Here is a 16,504-nt window from a genome sequence, read left to right as displayed (position 1 = left end):
TACCGACGTTGATGACGGGTCTGGCACGGGCTGCCGCGCTAGCCACGCTTGCGGTCGGCGGAGCTTCCGGTCTCCACGCCCAGGAACTCAGAGACGCGGTCCTGAGGCTGGAGACCTCCGTTGGCGTTTACAGAGGCAACCTGCGGGCGGTCAACGCGCCGCTTTCGGACTCGGCCGAGCAGGCCGTCGCGGTAGCCTCCGAGGTCGGAGCCCGCTGGACTCTCGACCTTATCCGGTCCGATCGCCGAGGTCTCAGCTTATTCGCAAACGGCGACCTCCGTCAGATTTCGGCTTACGGGTTCGTGACCAGAGACTACGCTCCGACCGAGTGGAGCGGCCGCTCCGAGGCATCCTACTGGCAGCAGATAGGCCGCTCGGTTCTGTCGTTCAACCTAGGTGTCGACGGCCGCTCGATATGGGACCGGCCGCCCATGCCGCTCTTCCTGCAGCCAGGCTACCTGCGGAGCTCCGGATCGACCCAGATTTCCTTCAGAACCCAGCGCGACGTCACCCTGAGCGTGCGGTTGGATCTGCAGGACGCGAATTACGGTGCGCCGACGTATTTCTCGCAACTGGACCTTCTCGACAGGAGGGAGGTGGGAACGGAGGTGAGCCTGACGAAGAACAACGGAACGACGGACGGATCGATGTTCAGGCTGCACATGCGCTACGACCACTCGGAGTATCGACGCCAGGAGAGCTTCTACGACGACGACCCGTTCCGACGCGACCACTCCTACCGGGGCGGCTTCCTCTGGCAGGGAAACCGAGGCGACATCTTCTTGAGGGGCAACATCGAAGGGATCGCCAATCGGTCCAACACGAGACGACCCGAGTACAACGCCGTGCTCATCGAGGCCTACGTCCAACTTCCGCTGCCGGGAGAATACTCGCTTCAGGCCCTTGCCAAATTAGCTGACAAGACCTACACTCATGACACGGGGTTCACCCGTCTTGTGCCTGGCGAGGAAGCGGACAACCGTTCCGAGGTCTGGCTGGGAGTCAGCAGACAGGTGGCGCAGTCGCTCGACGCCCGATTGCAGCTCGAATGGGCACGGGCGGAGACCGATTTCAGCGGTGACTACTTCAGCAGCTTCGGGATCTCGATCGCGCTCGACTATCGCCCGCCTTGGTAGGGGGTAGACCGCCGAACGCAGGCTCGCCGGCAGGGGTCGTCGTGACGCTGTGCGTTCTTCTGGCTGCAGAATCGGCCTTCGGCGCGCTCCCGGCCCAGGCCGTCTGCCAGACGCGTGATAGCGAAGACGAGGTCCTGCTGGTTCTGGCAGCCGCCTCTCTCGCCGACGTGCTTCCCGTGGTGGCCGAGAGCTGGGAGAGATCAGGAAGGCGCCCTACCGTACGACTCTCTTTCGGGGCGAGCTCGCGATTGGCACGGCAGGTGGAGCGGAATCCTGCGGTTTCGGTTTTCGTCGGCGCTGACCGGGAGTGGCTGTTCTGGTTGGAAGACCGAGGAAGGGTGGACGGGACCTCCGTCGCGCGAATAGCGGGCAACACCTTGACGGCGGTGGTGCCGTCCGCCGCGGAGGCCGTGCCTGCGGGCCCGAGCGCCCTCCTCGACCTCGACCGGATCGCCCTCGCCGGCGAGAACGTGCCCGGCGGACGCTACGCCCGAACGGCCTTGGCCGCCGCAGGTGTCTGGCCGGAGGTGTCGGCGCGGGTGGTAAGCGCCAATTCGGTCAGGTCGGCCCTCCAGTGGGCGGCGCGAGGCGAAGTGGCTCTCGCCGTCGTTTACGGGACCGACGCCGCGAGCCACCCCGACGTCGTCACAGCATTCGTCTTCCCGTCCGACTCGCACGAGCGGATCGGGTACTTCGCCGCCCCGATCAGGGGCACGACGCCCGCAGCCCGGGATTTCGTCGACTTTCTTTCTTCCGAAGAGGCTCAGGGAATTTTGGCGGATGCCGGGTTCCTTCCGGGCGACGGGCGGTCGTCTTCGTACTTCAGGTCCCGGGAGGAGGCGAGCGATCCCGGAGTGTTCGCGCCATCGATCTGGTCCGCGGTGCGCATCTCGGTTCTGGTCGCCCTCCTCGCCACTCTCGCCGCCACGCCGGTGGCGGTTGCACTGGGCTGGCTCTTCGCCCGCAGATCGTTCAGGGGCAAGACGATCCTTTCCACGATGGTGATGTCCCCGCTCGTGGTGCCGCCGGTAATCACCGGATTCCTGCTCCTGAGCCTATTCGGAGCCAACGCGCCGCTGGGCAGTCTGCTGACGGACCTGAGCCTGCCCGTGCCCTTCACCTTGTTGGGGGCGGTGCTCGCAGCGCTCGTCGTGGGGATGCCGCTATACGTGTTCTCGGTCAGAAACGCGTTCGAGGCGGTTGACTCCCGATACGAGGAGCTGGCCGCAACCTTGGGGTTACCCCCGGTACGAACGTTCTACCGGGTCTCTCTCCCTCTCGCTCTACCGGGGATCGCAGCAGGAGCTCTACTCGCCTTCGCACGCGCCCTCGGAGAATTCGGGGCGACGGTGGTGCTTGCGGGCAATGTGGAAGGCTCGACCAGGACCGTCGCTCTCGCCGTCTACACGTTGCTCGAGTCTCCCGGCGAAAACTGGCGCATCTGGACATTGGTGACGGCGAGCGTGACCGTCTCTCTCGTGGCTCTGGTGGCGTTCGAGGCGCTCTCCCGGCGTCAACGCTTAAGGATGGAGCAGGTTGACAGGTTCTGATCGTCTCGTTCCTGACGGTCCGTCGCCCGTGCCCAGGGTAAATGTGCGCATACGCCTCGGTGCCCGCGATCTCCGGTTCGACATAGCGACCGATTCCCCCACCATCGCGGTCGTCGGTCCTTCGGGGTCCGGGAAGAGCACGCTGCTCCGAGTGGTGGCCGGAGTCGAGGCGCGGGCCCAAGGGACGGTCTCGTTCGCCGGAGAACCTTGGCTGGAGAAGACGGGCGTTCGCGTCCCGCCTTGGTCGAGACCGGTCGGATGGGTGCCCCAGGATTCCTTGCTTTTCCCTGACCGGAGCGTGCTCGACAACCTCCTCTTCGGAGCGCCCCGAACCGTGAATTCCGAAGGAGCCGTCGCCGAAATCGCCGCCCTCCTCCGGATCGAACAGCTATTCGGGCGCATGCCCAGTCGGCTGTCTGGCGGCGAACGCCAGAGGGTGGCGCTCGGTCGAGCCCTGCTGGCCAGACCGAAGCTCCTCCTCCTCGACGAACCGTTCTCCGCCCTCGATCGGCCTCTGCGGGAAGAGATACGGGGGATCGTGGCGGACTGGATCCGCAGCAGTCGCGCCGCCTCGATACTCGTCAGCCACGACGAGGAGGACGCCTGTTTCCTGGCGGAGGAGACCTACACCCTGGCCGGCGGCGGGCTGACGCTGATCGACCCCCGGCACGCGTACCGGTCTCAGGCCTGAAGGCCGGCCCACGCCCGGCCGAGCCTATCACCCGGCGGCAAGGCGCTCCCAATTATGGGCGCGAGGACAACCATTCGGCAAGATGGCGCGTCCATGGACTAGGGCCCGGCTTTGCGTTCCGGCCGCCACTCCGGGTGAACGGAATCGACCGGCCACCGGGACCGCCATGCGCTACATCCGCCCCTTCTTTTCGCCTGAACTAAACGTCACCCTCGCCGTCACCGGCACTCTCGCCCTCGCCACCGCCTGCACACAGGACGCCGCAGCACCGCCCAGCGACTTCGCCACCACTTTCGACACCATCGGAGACGTCGTCCACGTTACCAACACCGGCACCCCACCTCCGGCACGGCTGATTCCGGTTGTCTCGGTCGGGCCGAAAACCCTGACCGAAACCGGCTCGCCCGAGGAATTCGGTGGTGTGAACAGCGTGGCTCTGGGACCGGACGGAGATATCTACGTAGCCGACGCCCTAAACCTGGAGGTGAGGGTCTTCGGGCTGGACGGTGCGCACCGCCGCACCTTCGGCCGGCCGGGACGAGGTATACCGGCTTGCAACGGGTGCCGTGGTCGAAACCAGTTTCGGGTCCGTGCTCAAGTCGCTCTACGTGGGCTTGAACAGCAGCGGCGAAACAGGCGACACGCTGGAGCAGCTGACACTCCCGTCCGGCCCTCTCTCGTCGGCAATCGTCTGCCAGCATGGGGAGGGCTTCCTCAGCTTCTTCACGATCCCCTTCGCACCGGGGCTGACGCAGCATCCGGGGCCGGCCGGCGTCATCTACTCCGCACTGACGAGCGACTACCGCATCGCGGTTACCCGGAACGACGGCGCCGACACCGTGCGGGTGATCCACCGTCCGCTGCCAACCGAACCGGTCGGGGACGAGGAGTGGGAGGAGGGCAACCGGGAGTTCGAGGAGTGGCGCGCCGAGAACAGGAGCGCTTCATGCGACCCCTCGGGCCCCACCCGGCCTGCCGCTAAACCGATCCTCCGGGGTCTGCACATCGTGCCCGACGGAAAACTCTGGGTAGAAGTCGAACGTGCGGCAGGAGACCTCTGGGAGGTATTCGACGCCGATGGACGGCTCCTCGCCAGCGTTCCCCGACCTCCTGAAAAACCGGGAGTCGCCCCGGCCTTCAGCGCCGAACACCTTCTGACGATTCGCTCGGACAGCCTCGACCTGGACCACGTCGATGTGTGGCTTCTCGAACGGGGGAGTTGAGAGCGAATCCAGCCCTCGCGGGCTCGGGCCTTCGTCCTACCAGCCGTCAGGGTCTGGAGCGATCGCCCTGAGGGCCCCAGGGATAATCCTGGCTCGGACTTCACCCCCGGGAGCGTGGCGCAGCTCTCCGTCGGCCTCGAAATCTAAGGGCCCGGCGCAAGACACCCGATAGCACGTGTCCTCGGCAAGCCTGACCTGAGCCATCTCGCCGTGCCGGCCCTTCCCCGCACGCCCGAAGAGCCGCATCCTTACGATCGGTACGGAGTCGAAGATCGCACAGAGGTGGAGCGCGCCGTCGTCGGCTCGGGCACCCGGGGCAATGGGGAACCCGCCGCCGAAGTAGGTCGCGTTGGTGACCGTCACCATGAGGAACTTGCCGGACAGGCTCTCTCCCGCAGCCTGCTCCCCCCCGCCCGTGATCTCGGCCCGGATACCAGGAAAGAAGAGGAGCTGCTCGAGCGCGGTCACCTTGTATAGAGCCTCGCCCTTGATCCATTTCTTGCGAGTGGCAGCCTTGATAACGGCGATGTCGAAGCCGATACCCACGAGGTTGAGGAAGTTGAAGCTCTCCCTCTCCTCTCCGGCGGCGTTCCGGCTGGGGGTGTCGACATGCCCCACGTCCACCCTCCTCTCCTCTCCGGCGGCCAGCGTCCGCACGGCGCCGTCGATATCGTTGGGACGGATGCCGAGATTGCGCGCGAAGTCGTTACCCGTACCGTTCGGAAGCACGCCGAGCGCGGCGCTCGCATCGGAGTTCACCAGGACGTCGGCCACCTGACCCAAGGTTCCGTCGCCGCCGACGGCGACGATCACTTCGAAGCCTTCGTCGACGGCCTTCGCAGCCAAACGACGTTCGTCGCCGGGACCCTGGGTTCTGGAGAATACGGGGCTGTCGAGGCTTTCGTCGAGCAGGCGTCGGTAACGGTTCCAGCGTTTCGCCCCGCGACCTCTGCCGGCGGCGGGGTTGTAGATGACGAAGTGACGCTTCACAAACGCAGCAGCGGCTCGAAAGTCTGGAGCCCTTCCTTGTACCACTGCTCCCTGAACGGGTAGGTGGCGACCTCCTCGAAGGTGAGCATGGAGGTCATGGGGTGGTCGTGGAGTTCGAGCGCCCCGGTCTCCTCCTCGTGCTCGGAGTGGGGCGCCTCCATGTAGATGTTGGCCTTGTAACGCCCGGTGCCGTCCTTGTCCAGGTCGATGGTGAAGCAGTTGTAGAGGCTTCGGCTGGGCATGAACTCGTGCTCGGTCACGGTGAGGTCGAGAACTGGCCGATCTCCCTCGCGCACCGAAACCTCGATCCGATCCGCGCTCTCCGTCATCGACATACCGATGTCGGCCATGTGGTGCGGAAGCCGCCAGCGCTCGATCGCGTGCATCCTTGCGGCTTCCGTGCTCGTACCCACCATGAAGGGGTAGAAGGCGGCCTTCGGGAAGGGTTTGTTCTCCTCCAGCATGGGCGGGGTTACGACCGCGAGCACGATCTCGAAGTACTCACCGACCTCGCTCTCGTTGAATTCGAACGCCGTTACCGCGAGAATGCTGCGGGAATGCTGAACCTCGAGCGGCTCGAGGTGTGGCGGGAGAATCCTGCGGGCGTCGTCGGTGGACATCTCGAAGAAGGCTCCCACGCATCTCCGAAATCCGTAGTATGTGTAACCGGGAAGTCTCATGCAGCTCTCGTTTTTTGGGGGAACGGTCGGGTGGGGTCCTTGATGAAGAACGTCGATTGGGTTAGCCTATGGCCTGATGACCGTACCGGCCCGGAGGGGCGCGGTCGCACGACGCGAAGACATCGTCACCTGAACCGTCATCACCCTAACCGGCAAGGAGGAGATGGAATTTGGCGAAGGTCCGTAGCTACCTGGCATTGGCGTCCGTGATACTCTTTCTGGTCTTCGCGGATATCGTGCTTCGCCTCGTCGTGAGTCCGCTCACGCGGGCGTTCCCGAGCCATCGACATAATATGCTAGTTAAATGGGCGAAAGCGATGGCCCACGGGTGCCTCGCTCCATTCAGGATCCTCCGGGTCATCGCGATCAGTCGCCCGCCCGAGGTCCCCGGTACGCCCGGCACCCTTGTGGTCATGAACCATCAATCCGTCTGGGACATCCCGATCATGATCTGGTTGGTCAAGGACAATTTCGTCAGGATAGTGACCCGAGCCCGGTACGTGCGCCGATACCTTCCGACGGTCTCCAAGATGGTGATGCTCTTCGGGTTTCCCGTCGTCAACCCAGGTTTCCAAGGCAGGGAGCTGCGAAGGAGCCTGCTCGAGATGAAGAGCGCGGCGCGCAAGGACGACGCTCCGCTGGGAATTTTTCCGGAAGGGACCCGCACCAAGGATGGGGAGATAGGTGAATTCCGAACCGCCGGCATGAAGGTTCTCCTTCGAGCTCGTCCTTGGACGGTGCACGCGCTAGTGTCGGACGGTCTCTGGCGTCAGGCCAAGGTCAAGCACCTCGTCGCCTCTCCGGAAGCGGTCAGCGCCCGTGTGGAACATGCCGGCGTCTTCGAATGGAGCGATCCGCGCGCCGACGCCGACCCGTTCATCGACGGGATCCGGCGTCGCATGGTGGAGAAGCTGCACGAAATGAGGCGGGCGGCTTGACCGCGGCGGTCGAAACCAAGGTCTCCGCACCGACGCGGCTGACCGAGGAGCTGCGCGCCTCGGCAGGCACGAGCGTGCGTGCGGTCGTGCTCTACGGTTCGCATTTGTCGAACGCCCGACCCGACCGTCACAGCGCCGTGGATCTGCTGGTCATCGTGGATTCCTATCGTGCGTTCTACGAGGCGCTCGCGGAGAACAAGCGGTTGAAGAGATCGCGCCACCTCATGCGACTGCTTTCCTGGGTACTTCCCCCGAACGTGATCTCCTTCACGTCGGTATCGAGCTCCCCGGCTCTGGGCAAATGTCTCGTGTTGAACGCCTCTCACTTCGACAAGCTCATCGGTCCGCACTCACCCGACCACTTCGTCATCTGCCGAATGATCCAGTGGGTCGAGTTGATATATGCGGCCTCGGACGAAGAGGAACGCTGGGTCCGGTCCAGGATCGAAGATGCCCGCTACGACACGTTGACCTGGGTCGCTCCCTATCTCCGAGAGCCGGTGGATGCGGTCGGTTATTCCCGTCGCTTCATGGAGGTTTGTTTCCGCGGGGAGGTGCGACCTGAGAGCCGGGGTCGGGCTTCCACGCTGACCGATGCCCAGGCGGATTTCATGACCCAAGCCTACGGAGCGGTGCTCGAACGGGCCGCGGCCGAAGGCCTGCTTACCGAAGACGGGGGACTCTACTCGGTGGCGACCCCGATCCCCAGGAGGGTGGCTACGCGCCGAATCCGTTATTTCCGGGTCTCGCGGGTGCGCGCCTGTGTCAGGTGGATGAAACACATGGTCACCTTCGACGACTGGTTTATCTATCTGACCCGCAAGATCGAGCGTCACACCGGCGAGAAACTGTCGCTCTCGCGGCGGGAGAGGGAGTGGCCATTGATCTTCGCGTGGCCGCGGGTGTTCGCGTTCTTCCGAAGTCAGTCACGCCGGCGAGTGGCCGAGCCCTTCCGCGCACGCTTGTTTTCGCGGTGGCAAAAAGGCTGGCGCACAAGGTGAGCAGCGAGGTTTTTCCCGCCTACGCAACCGGATTTCTCGTGGCCTCTTTCGTGCTCTTCCTCGTCGTGGGGGACCGGAGGAGCTCCGATCCCACCGACTCCGGACGTGGCAGCTTCGCTTTGGGCTCGATCACGCGCGAGTGGTTCTACTGGCTGATGACCCCGCTCCAGCGACTCGCGGTGCGGATCCTACCCTGGCCGACGGCGTTCAACGTCGGCGGTGCGCTGCTCGGTTTGCTCTCGGGGTACCTGTTCGCCACCGGTTCGGTCATCGCCGGCGGATGGGCACTGCTCGCGAGCGGCGTCGCCGACATCTTCGACGGTCGCATAGCGCGGGCTCGGGGGATGGATTCCCCCCGCGGAGCCTTCCTGGATTCGACCTTGGACCGGTTCGCCGAAGTCGGCGCACTCGCGGGCCTGACCGCCATGTACATCGACACATGGCTGGCGCCCATGGCTACGCTCGGTCTCGGAGGCTCGCTTCTGGTGAGCTACACGAGAGCCAGGGGGGAGAGTGTGGGGGTAGTGTGCAAGCTGGGCGTCATGCAGCGAGCGGAACGGATACTTCTGCTGGGCCTGGGAGCGATATTCGACCCGCTGATTACGCGATCGCTGGGCTGGGAAGCCAACTCCGTCCTGACAGCAGCTCTTCTGGCCACGGTGGCGGGGACCGTGGGTACCGCACTCTTCCGCACGGTCTGGATCGCCTCCAGACTGCCGACCACGAGCGCCTCCGCCGAAGAGTGACCGGACTCGCGCTGTCGACGCTCTCGCACCGCCTCGAACATCCGCAACTCCGGCGACAGGACTCGAACCTGTGACCCGGTGGTTAACAGCCACCTGCTCTACCAACTGAGCTACGCCGGATTGGATCGCCGCGCGCCCGCACCCTCGGGGAAACGAGCGGCGGCAGATGGAAAATATAGTGCCGGGAGATGGTTGTGAAGAGGGTGAGCGCCGGTATGCCACCGCCACCTCCCGAGCCGGGGCGCCTCTCTCCATTCGTCCCCATCGCGCCGCGCCCGGCTGTTGCGCCGCTCTCGGTACTCGTGCCGGTCACGGGCCGCTAGCGGTCGCGCCGCTCCGCCACGAAGAGCTGGTCCAGAGCTGCAGACCGGTGGCTCGGAGTGAACCTCGCGACCAGCCAGTAGGTGCCGAAAGAGAGCAAGACCGCGGGGAAGACCTGATGTAGCGCCTCGCTCCACGGCAGCAGTCGCCACGTCAGCAGTACCGTCAGACCCGTGACGAACGAAGCGATAGTGGCGGTGCCGTTTCCTCTGCGCCAGTGCAATCCGAAGAGCAGCGCGGGTCCGAAACAGGCGCCGTAGATGGCCCCGGAGAGGGCTGTGAGCGCAACGATGCCGTCGGGCGGATTCAGTGAAATGACGGCCGTGACCAGCGCGAAGAGAGCGACGTACATACGTGTGGCCCGCAAGGCCGACCGGTCGGAGCCGCTCGGCTTCAGCGACCCGACGATGTCGCGCTGGGTCGTCGAGGCCATGACGAGGAGCACGCTGTCGAGCGAGGACATCGCCGCCGCGACCATGGCGAGCAGCAGAAAGGCGCTGGTGCCCGTGGAGAAGACCTCCGGGGCGGTCAGCAATTGCGGGACCACCAGGTCCGTGTCGGCGAGGCCGCCGGGGATGACCTTACGCGCATACAGTCCGACTGGAACCAGCATGCTGTAGACGACCACGAACGCCGCGGTGGAAATCCAAACGCCGCGCCGGATGGCTCGGCGGCTTTCCAGCGCGTAGAAGCGAGATAATTGCCGAGGCTCCACGGCGAATTTCACCGTGGCCGCGAACACGACGCCGAGCGCCAGCGGCACCGAAACGCCGCCTCCCCAGCGCAGGAGCGGCTCGGTCGCGGCATCGCTTGCCAGCGACGCCACCGAACCCGGACCGCCGGCGGCAGCCACGACGCCGCTGAAGAGCAGCCCGCCGGCGACGACCATGACCAGTCCCTGCGCGGCGTCCGTCTTGACCACCGAAATGAATCCCCCCAGCACCGTGTACAGCATGACGATAAAGAACACCACGATGATCGCGGCGCGGTACGGAATGTCCAGGAAAACTTCCAGCAGATTGCCGATTCCCTTGAATACCGCGGTCATGTAGAAGAAGGACGCGAAGATCACGATCACAGCCGCCATGACACGAGCCGCCGGGCTGCCGAAGCGGAAACCGATGAAGTCTGGAATCGTCAGCGATCCCAACGCTTCCGTGAAAGTGCGCAACCGGGGCGCCACGCCGACCCAGGCGAACAGCGACAAGCCCACCACGAAAGGAACGAGAAGGAACCAGGTCACTCCCCAGTCGTAGGCCTGCCCGGAGAAGCCGACGAAGGAGTTAGTGCTCGAATAGGTGGCGAAGAAGGAGAGGCCGATCACCACGGGTCCCATCGACCGGCCGCCGACGAAGTAGTCGGCGACGCCTTTCGTGCTGCGGTTGCCCGACCAGGCATGGTAGGCGAGCAGCGCCGTGTAGAGCGCCAGCAGCAGATGGACGATCCAGTACGTACGCAGGTTGTCGAGGATCGCCTGGATCACGGTCGACCCCTCCGTCCCCTCGACCTCAACATCCAGGTCGGTTGGCGGGGGGCGACCGAGGCCGGATGCCAGATCCTGCGGGACCAGCGACCCACCAGAATGACCGGGGTCGAGACCTCGGCCACGATCTGGAGCGGCAACGAGCCCGACAGCGCGGACGGCTCCGAACTTTGCGGTAGACCCATGACCACGAGGTCGGCGGCAGCGGCGCGTTCGACGGTCGCAGCGGCGATGTCGTCGGTCTCGGGCATCTCGAGTTCGTAGGGTCCCAGCGCCTCTTTGCCGACCTGGCCGCTCACCCTCCGCCTGATGCTTCTTTTTTCCTGCTCGGAGTCGGATTTCCTGATCGCGGAGAAGAAGGTCACGCTTCCCCGTCCCGACCTTCCCAGGCTGGAGAGGATCCGAGCCCGGAGCTCGCCGTGCGCGCGTCCGCCGGAAACCGGCACGAGAATCCTGGCAGCCTCCGACACCCGCCATCCGCGGGGCGCCCTGGCGATGACGATGTCGGTGTCGAGCTTCGAGATCAGTCTTCCGAGCGGTGCCCCGATTCCGCTTCCGCTGAGATTGGGCAGTCCCAGCACAACCGTCTCGCAGCGGTGCTCGCCGGCCACCCTCGCGATCTCCTCCCAGACGTTGTCGGCGATGCTGAAGAGCACCTCGGGGGGGCGGGATGCGAAGACTCCGCGGACGAAAGCCTCCCGGAGAATCCGAAATGCGGTCGATCCCTGTCTATCGGTGCTTTCCACCAGAGATTCAAGGTTCGATCCGATCACCGTCAGAAGCATCACCCTTCCAGCTCCCGGCGCGCACACTGTGGTGGCTATCTCGACCAGGCCGGCCGCGCTGGCCGGATTCGCAACCGCAGCCAGCACGAGTGGACTCTGGCCCCGGAGACCGGTGAGCTCGGGATCGCGCGCCCGCGCCGAAGCATCCGCCAGCCGGGCTCCGGGTGCGAGGAGCGTGGCGTATGAGGCCACGCCAAGAGCCATCCATATGGCCACCACGCTTCCCGCCATGGGTACGGCGAAGGCCTGAAAGACGGCGAGACCCAGACAGGCGATACCGCCCGCAACCGGGAGGAGCGGCGGAATGGACCGGTACGGACGGCCCCTCTCACCTGTCTCGGCGGACAGGCGAGTGCGGCTCCGCACCAAAGCCGCCGCCAGATGGACCACGAAGAAGGCCATCAGGAAGATCAGGCTGGATGCTGCGCCAGCGGAGGCCACGTCGCCCACGGTCAGGACCAGCACGATCATCAGCACGCCCGTGACCACCACCGCCAGCGCGGGTGTCCCGCGAGCAGTCAGACTTCCCATCCGCTGGGGCAAGGTCCGGTCTCTTGCCATCGAGAACGCGACCCTCGAGGCCGCGAAGAGATTCGCGTGGAGGGCCGAGAGCATGGAGAGCGCCCCCGCCAGGATCACGAGCCAGTAGCCCGCGACCCCGAGAAAACGTTCGGCCGACTCGGCGACCAGACCCTCGGGATTGGCCTGCGCCGCTCCCTGGATTCCGCCCGCAGGCGCACCGACGGTGGCGAGGACCACGAGGAGGGGGATGTAGATGAGGAGCGCTATCCCCAGCGATATGTACATCGATCTCGGGATGTTCTTCCGGGGATCCCGGACCTCTCCGCCCACTGCGGCGATCAGATCGAACCCTTGGAGGGCGATGAAGGTGAAGCCCATGGCCTGCAGCACGCCGAGGGGTCCGGCGGCGGCGAAAGGAGAAAGGCGATCCCAAGCCTCGCCGTCGGAGCTGGTCACCCACGCGACCATGCCTCCGATCACGATGGCAAGCAGGACGACCACCTTGCCAACCGTCGCGGTGTCGCCTCCTCCGGCGGCACGTCTGGTGAGGAGGAGGGCGTAGCCTCCGGTGGCGCCCAGCGCGATCACGGGTTCGACGAACGACGACCAGCCTCCCAGACCGAGATTTCCCAGTAGACGAGCGAGTCCCTGCGCCGTGAATGCGGCGAAGCCCAGCGCGTAAAGAACGCCTGCGAGCACCGAGGCGAACCAGACGACCCAGCCGACCAGGAAGGCGACCTCGATCGAGAAAACTTTCTTGGCGTAGGCGTAGATTCCGCCCGATTCCGGGAATCTGCGGGCGAGCTGGACGAAGGAGGCGACGGTCGCGAGGGCGATCGCACCGTTGAGCGCGAAGGTCAGGATCGCAGAAGGACCGGCGGTGGCGAACGCCGTTCCGGCGAGGGCGAGAACGCCGCCGCCGACGATGGCCCCCACCCCTAGCGAGGTCGCGCGCAGGAGACCGATGTGCCGTTCGGGCCGACCGCTCTCGAAGCCGGACCGAGCTTCGGTTCCGTTTTGCCGGGCGGTTATCGGAGCGAACCTCGGAAGGACATGGGCGAAGGGCGAGGAGGAACGGAGCGAACCGGCCGGTCGAAGCATATGCTAACCACTCCGGGCTACCGTGTGCAAGTTCTCTGAGCCGGCGCGGCGCTTCGCCGCTCTCGGTGCTAGTGCGAGTTTCGCCGCGGACTGCTAGAATCCGCCACGGACCCATCCGATTCCGCCGGGAGAGCGCCGCTATGACCGAATACCTGCAAGAGAGATATGCCCCGAAGTCGAGCTGTTTCGGCTGCGGACCCTCGAACCGAGCCGGCCTCGGTTTGCGCAGCCGCCCGGAAGGAGAGGTCGTGGTGGCGGCATGGACTTCGGAAGAACACCATCGGGCCTTCCCCGGAGTCCTCTGCGGGGGGATCATCGGCACCCTGCTGGACTGCCACTCCAACTGGACCGCCGCTTACGGCCGCATGCGATCGACCGGAGCGGAGAAGCCGGGAGTCACCGTGACCGCCGAGTACTCCGTGCGCCTGTTGCGACCGACGCCGGTGGGTGTCGAGGTGCGCCTTGAGGCCCGTGCAATCGAGATCAAGGGACGCCGGGTCACTGTCGAGGCTAAGATCTTTTCGGAAGGAAGGGTGACCGCCACCTGCACCGGTCTCTTCATCGCGGTCAAGGACGATCACCCCGCTGCACGGTGCTGGTAGCTTTTTTCGTTTGGAAGCCCGCTACATCTCGTCGGCGGAGGGTCCGTACATGCCTGGTACCCTGAGTCCGCAAGTTCGGAGGTGGACGCCGATCTGACCTCGATGATGGATCAGGTGGTTCATCACGAAGAAGCGGTAAACGGTGAGTTTGGGCATGGAGAAGTGGACCTGCTCGCCGCTCCTCAGCGTCCAGGTCTCGGCCAGGGTCTCCGCCGAGGTCTCCTCGATGGCGGCACGGGCGTCGGCGGCGTTGGCGTTGAAGCGTTCGACGATCTGGGCCGCTGTGAGGGTCTCCGACTCGAGACCGGACCCTCCGACGTCGTACTCGTCCTGCTCGAAGGTCGGCCTCGTCCAGCTCGGCACGGTCGCGACGTGCGTGGCGAGATCGCGGGTCGACCAGGCGTCAGGGTGGGGCTTGTGGGAGAGATGGTCGTCGGCAAGAGCTTCGAGCATGCGAAGGGTGCTTGCGATTTCGTGGTCAAATTCGGGAAGCAGGAGCTTAGGGTCCATGGTGGTCCGGTTGGTGTAGGTTGCCGCAGCCTTAAACCTTGGTAGTTTGATTCGGTTCCGGTGCACCGCAACCGCTGGAAGGCGAGATCCGAACGGCTCGATCCGGATCTCACGACCCTTGAACACCTGGCCACGCCCCCTGACGGACACATGAATATGGCATCGCGAATTACCTTGATTCCGACCGCGCTTTTTCTCGCCTGCCTGCCTTTCCCGACTGCGGGCGAAGCTCAGGTGCAGACCGAACACCACGTCCCGGCCGGCATCACGGGCGACAGGATTCTTCCTCGGGGTTCGCTGAGATTCGGATACGGATACCAGCACAGGACTCTGGCCGACAACTTTCAGGGCAGTAGCCGACTCACAACCCAGCAGGTGCTGCTCGACTACCAGGCGTCACCCCTCACGATGACTCAGGCGAAGCACGCCGCGGAGGTCATGTACGCGCCCACAAGTCGCCTCACCCTGGCGGCGGTCGGGAACTACTCGCGCTACTCGGCCAACCATGTGACTCGGGCAAACGGGAAGTTTACGCTCGAGGCCGAAGGCGTCGGCGACCTCTGGATCGCCGCCCTCCTCGGACTCAGACAGCATGGATATCTGCGCTCGCATCTTCAGGCGGGAGTCTTCGTACCGACGGGTTCGATCGACAACGCGGGGAGCGTGGCGGGGAGCCCCCCCGTGCAGCTTCCATACCCCTTGCAGATCGGCTCGGGGACGACGGATGTCGCTCCGGGAATTACGCTGGTCGGTTTGGGCGACCAGCTGAGCTGGGGCCTGCAGATGAGCGCCCGCCTGCCGCTCGGCGACAATGGCAGAAGGTGGAGGCGGGGCAGCGAAATTCGCGGGACCGCTTGGGGTGCTTTCCATCCGAGGGACTGGATCGGCGTTTCAACCAGGATCGCGGCGAGTCAGCGGGGCGGCCACCAGGGGCACGACTCGGCGCTTCAGGATCCGGACCTGCTCCCTACCGTGCACCCGAGCCGCCAAGGCGGAAGGAGCGTCGTCATGCCCATCGGTCTGAACCTGATCTTCGCAGGCACTCATCTTCACGTCGAATGGAGTCGTGCTCTCGCACGCGACCTCCAAGGACCGCAACTAGGTGACGATTGGACGCTTACCGCGGGTGTGCGCAGGACCTTCTCGCTCGGCCGCTGATCTTACGGCCCGGGAACCGGGATCGCCTCGGTCCGCAGTGCGTCGACCTCCCCTGACGCGGTTTCAGTGATCGGTGGCCTGCGGGTCGACCTTCGGGGACTCGACGGCAAGCCACAGTGTCAGCGTTACCAGCAGTTCGACCAGCGTCGACCAGACGCGGGCGACGATCAACAGGGCGACGATATCTCCCTCGTTGGCGTGGCCGGCCAGCAGGCCGACGAGACCGAGCTCACGTACGCCGACCCCCGCCGGGAGAGGGGAGGCGTGGCCGACCAGCCAGGCCAGAGCGAACGCGGGCCCTGCGATCAACGGCGGTATGCCGATTCCGAGCCCTTGCCCGAGAAGCCAGAACGCCCCGGCATGCGCCACCCAGGAGGCGAAGGTGACCCCGGTCCACCGGAGCATACCGAGCCGTGCCGCGGTCTCCGGGGCGTTCATTCGGATCAAACGGTACCAAAGCCGGAGGAGTCGTGCCTGAATGGTGGGCACGTAGAGCAGAGCGATCGGGATTAGCACGAGTCCGAAGGTGGGCCACCGTCCGGGGCCGATCCGCCAGTCCAGCTCGAAATACATGAATGCGCCGACCAAGGCCGCGCCGACGATTCCAAGAAACGAAGCCAGCCCCACCGCCGCGCCTGCGTTGGCCGCGGCGACGCCAGCGCGACGAGCGAGCCCGATAATGCCCAATACACCGAAGATCTTGCCAGGCAGGTATCGTCCGAGTCCGCCGACCATCCAGATCTTCATGCCGACCGAGACGGGTGGCCCTCTTCCCGAAATCCTCTTCACCACACCGCCCCAAACCGTGGCGCCCACCAGCACCCCTACGCACTGGCACAACGTGGCGATAGAGATGAAACTCCAGCGCAGATCTTCGAGCAAGAGACCGTCTTCCCGTAACTCGGCGATATCGAAATCACTTCCGGCTCTCGCGAGCAAGAACCACCCGACCGCAAAGCTCAGAGCGAGCTTGAGCGTAACACTAGCCCAGCGCGGAAGACTTCGGCTACCGCCGGAGGTCGGTGGAGAGGCCGTTGGTCTCCTAACCACGAAGGCTCCCAATGCGC

At 65.1% G+C, this 16,504-nt stretch carries 15 protein-coding genes and 1 tRNA gene; 9 read left to right on the top strand and 7 right to left on the bottom strand.

All coding sequences use genetic code 11. The annotated features are described in order from the left end of the window. Nucleotides 1-11: 11 nt before the first annotated feature. The 4 genes from J4G12_06495 (at nucleotide 12) to J4G12_06480 (ending at nucleotide 4,600) form a co-directional block, all read left to right on the top strand. Nucleotides 12-1,136, top strand: a complete 1,125-nt coding sequence (locus tag J4G12_06495; GenBank protein ID MCE2455457.1) for a hypothetical protein — start codon at nucleotides 12-14, stop codon at nucleotides 1,134-1,136. After that, complete coding sequence (gene modB / locus J4G12_06490; GenBank protein MCE2455456.1) at nucleotides 1,130-2,686, top strand: molybdate ABC transporter permease subunit; 1,557 nt, start codon at nucleotides 1,130-1,132, stop codon at nucleotides 2,684-2,686. Before J4G12_06495 ends, modB begins: the two co-directional genes overlap by 7 nt. A gap of 28 nt (nucleotides 2,687-2,714) precedes the next feature. Further along, nucleotides 2,715-3,377, top strand: a complete 663-nt coding sequence (locus tag J4G12_06485) for an ATP-binding cassette domain-containing protein (GenBank protein ID MCE2455455.1) — start codon at nucleotides 2,715-2,717, stop codon at nucleotides 3,375-3,377. Between the two features lie 566 nt (nucleotides 3,378-3,943). Further along, nucleotides 3,944-4,600 carry a hypothetical protein gene (locus J4G12_06480; protein MCE2455454.1) on the top strand — a complete coding sequence of 219 codons (657 nt, stop codon included), beginning with the start codon at nucleotides 3,944-3,946 and terminating at the stop codon, nucleotides 4,598-4,600. Between the two features lie 36 nt (nucleotides 4,601-4,636). On the opposite strand, the gene J4G12_06475 is transcribed toward J4G12_06480, so the two are convergent. Both J4G12_06475 and J4G12_06470 read right to left on the bottom strand, forming a co-directional pair. Beyond that, the gene (locus tag J4G12_06475) at nucleotides 4,637-5,590 is read right to left on the bottom strand and encodes a diacylglycerol kinase family lipid kinase (protein ID MCE2455453.1); all 954 of its coding nucleotides are present in this window, start codon (nucleotides 5,588-5,590) and stop codon (nucleotides 4,637-4,639) included. Then, nucleotides 5,587-6,270 (bottom strand): acetoacetate decarboxylase family protein, encoded by a 684-nt coding sequence (locus J4G12_06470; protein ID MCE2455452.1) that lies wholly within the window; start codon nucleotides 6,268-6,270, stop codon nucleotides 5,587-5,589. The genes J4G12_06475 and J4G12_06470 overlap by 4 nt, the downstream gene beginning before the upstream one ends. 317 nt (nucleotides 6,271-6,587) lie before the next feature. On the opposite strand from J4G12_06470, the gene J4G12_06465 reads away from it, so the two are divergent. Genes J4G12_06465 through J4G12_06455 form a run of 3 tightly spaced genes read left to right on the top strand, consistent with a single transcriptional unit; the run spans nucleotide 6,588 to nucleotide 8,955 of the window. Next, complete coding sequence (locus J4G12_06465) at nucleotides 6,588-7,208, top strand: 1-acyl-sn-glycerol-3-phosphate acyltransferase (protein MCE2455451.1); 621 nt, start codon at nucleotides 6,588-6,590, stop codon at nucleotides 7,206-7,208. Beyond that, complete coding sequence (locus J4G12_06460; GenBank protein ID MCE2455450.1) at nucleotides 7,205-8,209, top strand: hypothetical protein; 1,005 nt, start codon at nucleotides 7,205-7,207, stop codon at nucleotides 8,207-8,209. The genes J4G12_06465 and J4G12_06460 overlap by 4 nt, the downstream gene beginning before the upstream one ends. Continuing rightward, the gene (locus J4G12_06455; protein ID MCE2455449.1) at nucleotides 8,182-8,955 is read left to right on the top strand and encodes a CDP-alcohol phosphatidyltransferase family protein; all 774 of its coding nucleotides are present in this window, start codon (nucleotides 8,182-8,184) and stop codon (nucleotides 8,953-8,955) included. Before J4G12_06460 ends, J4G12_06455 begins: the two co-directional genes overlap by 28 nt. A gap of 47 nt (nucleotides 8,956-9,002) precedes the next feature. Here the strand turns inward: J4G12_06455 and J4G12_06450 are convergent. The 3 genes from J4G12_06450 to J4G12_06440 form a co-directional block, all read right to left on the bottom strand. After that, nucleotides 9,003-9,075: transfer RNA gene (locus J4G12_06450), tRNA-Asn, on the bottom strand. A 199-nt stretch (nucleotides 9,076-9,274) separates the two neighbouring features. Continuing rightward, entirely contained in the window at nucleotides 9,275-10,759 is a 1,485-nt protein-coding gene (locus tag J4G12_06445) for a hypothetical protein (GenBank protein ID MCE2455448.1), read from the bottom strand. Beyond that, nucleotides 10,756-13,167 carry an APC family permease gene (locus tag J4G12_06440; GenBank protein MCE2455447.1) on the bottom strand — a complete coding sequence of 804 codons (2,412 nt, stop codon included), beginning with the start codon at nucleotides 13,165-13,167 and terminating at the stop codon, nucleotides 10,756-10,758. Before J4G12_06440 ends, J4G12_06445 begins: the two co-directional genes overlap by 4 nt. Before the next feature lie 140 nt (nucleotides 13,168-13,307). On the opposite strand from J4G12_06440, the gene J4G12_06435 reads away from it, so the two are divergent. After that, nucleotides 13,308-13,769: a PaaI family thioesterase gene (locus J4G12_06435; protein MCE2455446.1), complete on the top strand. Its 462-nt coding sequence runs from the start codon at nucleotides 13,308-13,310 to the stop codon at nucleotides 13,767-13,769. 21 nt (nucleotides 13,770-13,790) lie between these two features. On the opposite strand, the gene J4G12_06430 is transcribed toward J4G12_06435, so the two are convergent. Beyond that, entirely contained in the window at nucleotides 13,791-14,279 is a 489-nt protein-coding gene (locus J4G12_06430) for a DinB family protein (protein MCE2455445.1), read from the bottom strand. A 156-nt stretch (nucleotides 14,280-14,435) separates the two neighbouring features. Here J4G12_06430 and J4G12_06425 point away from each other — a divergent pair, with 156 nt between their 5' ends. Continuing rightward, entirely contained in the window at nucleotides 14,436-15,437 is a 1,002-nt protein-coding gene (locus tag J4G12_06425; GenBank protein MCE2455444.1) for a hypothetical protein, read from the top strand. 63 nt (nucleotides 15,438-15,500) lie between these two features. Here J4G12_06425 and J4G12_06420 read toward each other — a convergent pair whose 3' ends face one another. Beyond that, nucleotides 15,501-16,376 (bottom strand): flippase-like domain-containing protein, encoded by an 876-nt coding sequence (locus J4G12_06420; protein ID MCE2455443.1) that lies wholly within the window; start codon nucleotides 16,374-16,376, stop codon nucleotides 15,501-15,503. Between the last annotated feature and the right edge of the window lie 128 nt (nucleotides 16,377-16,504).

The organism is Gemmatimonadota bacterium, assembly GCA_021295815.1.
In the GTDB taxonomy this organism is placed as follows: Bacteria; Gemmatimonadota; Gemmatimonadetes; order Longimicrobiales; family Gaopeijiaceae; genus JAGWBQ01.
The sequence above is the reverse complement of the archived record's forward strand: the minus strand, read 5'-3'. Positions and strand labels throughout refer to the sequence as shown.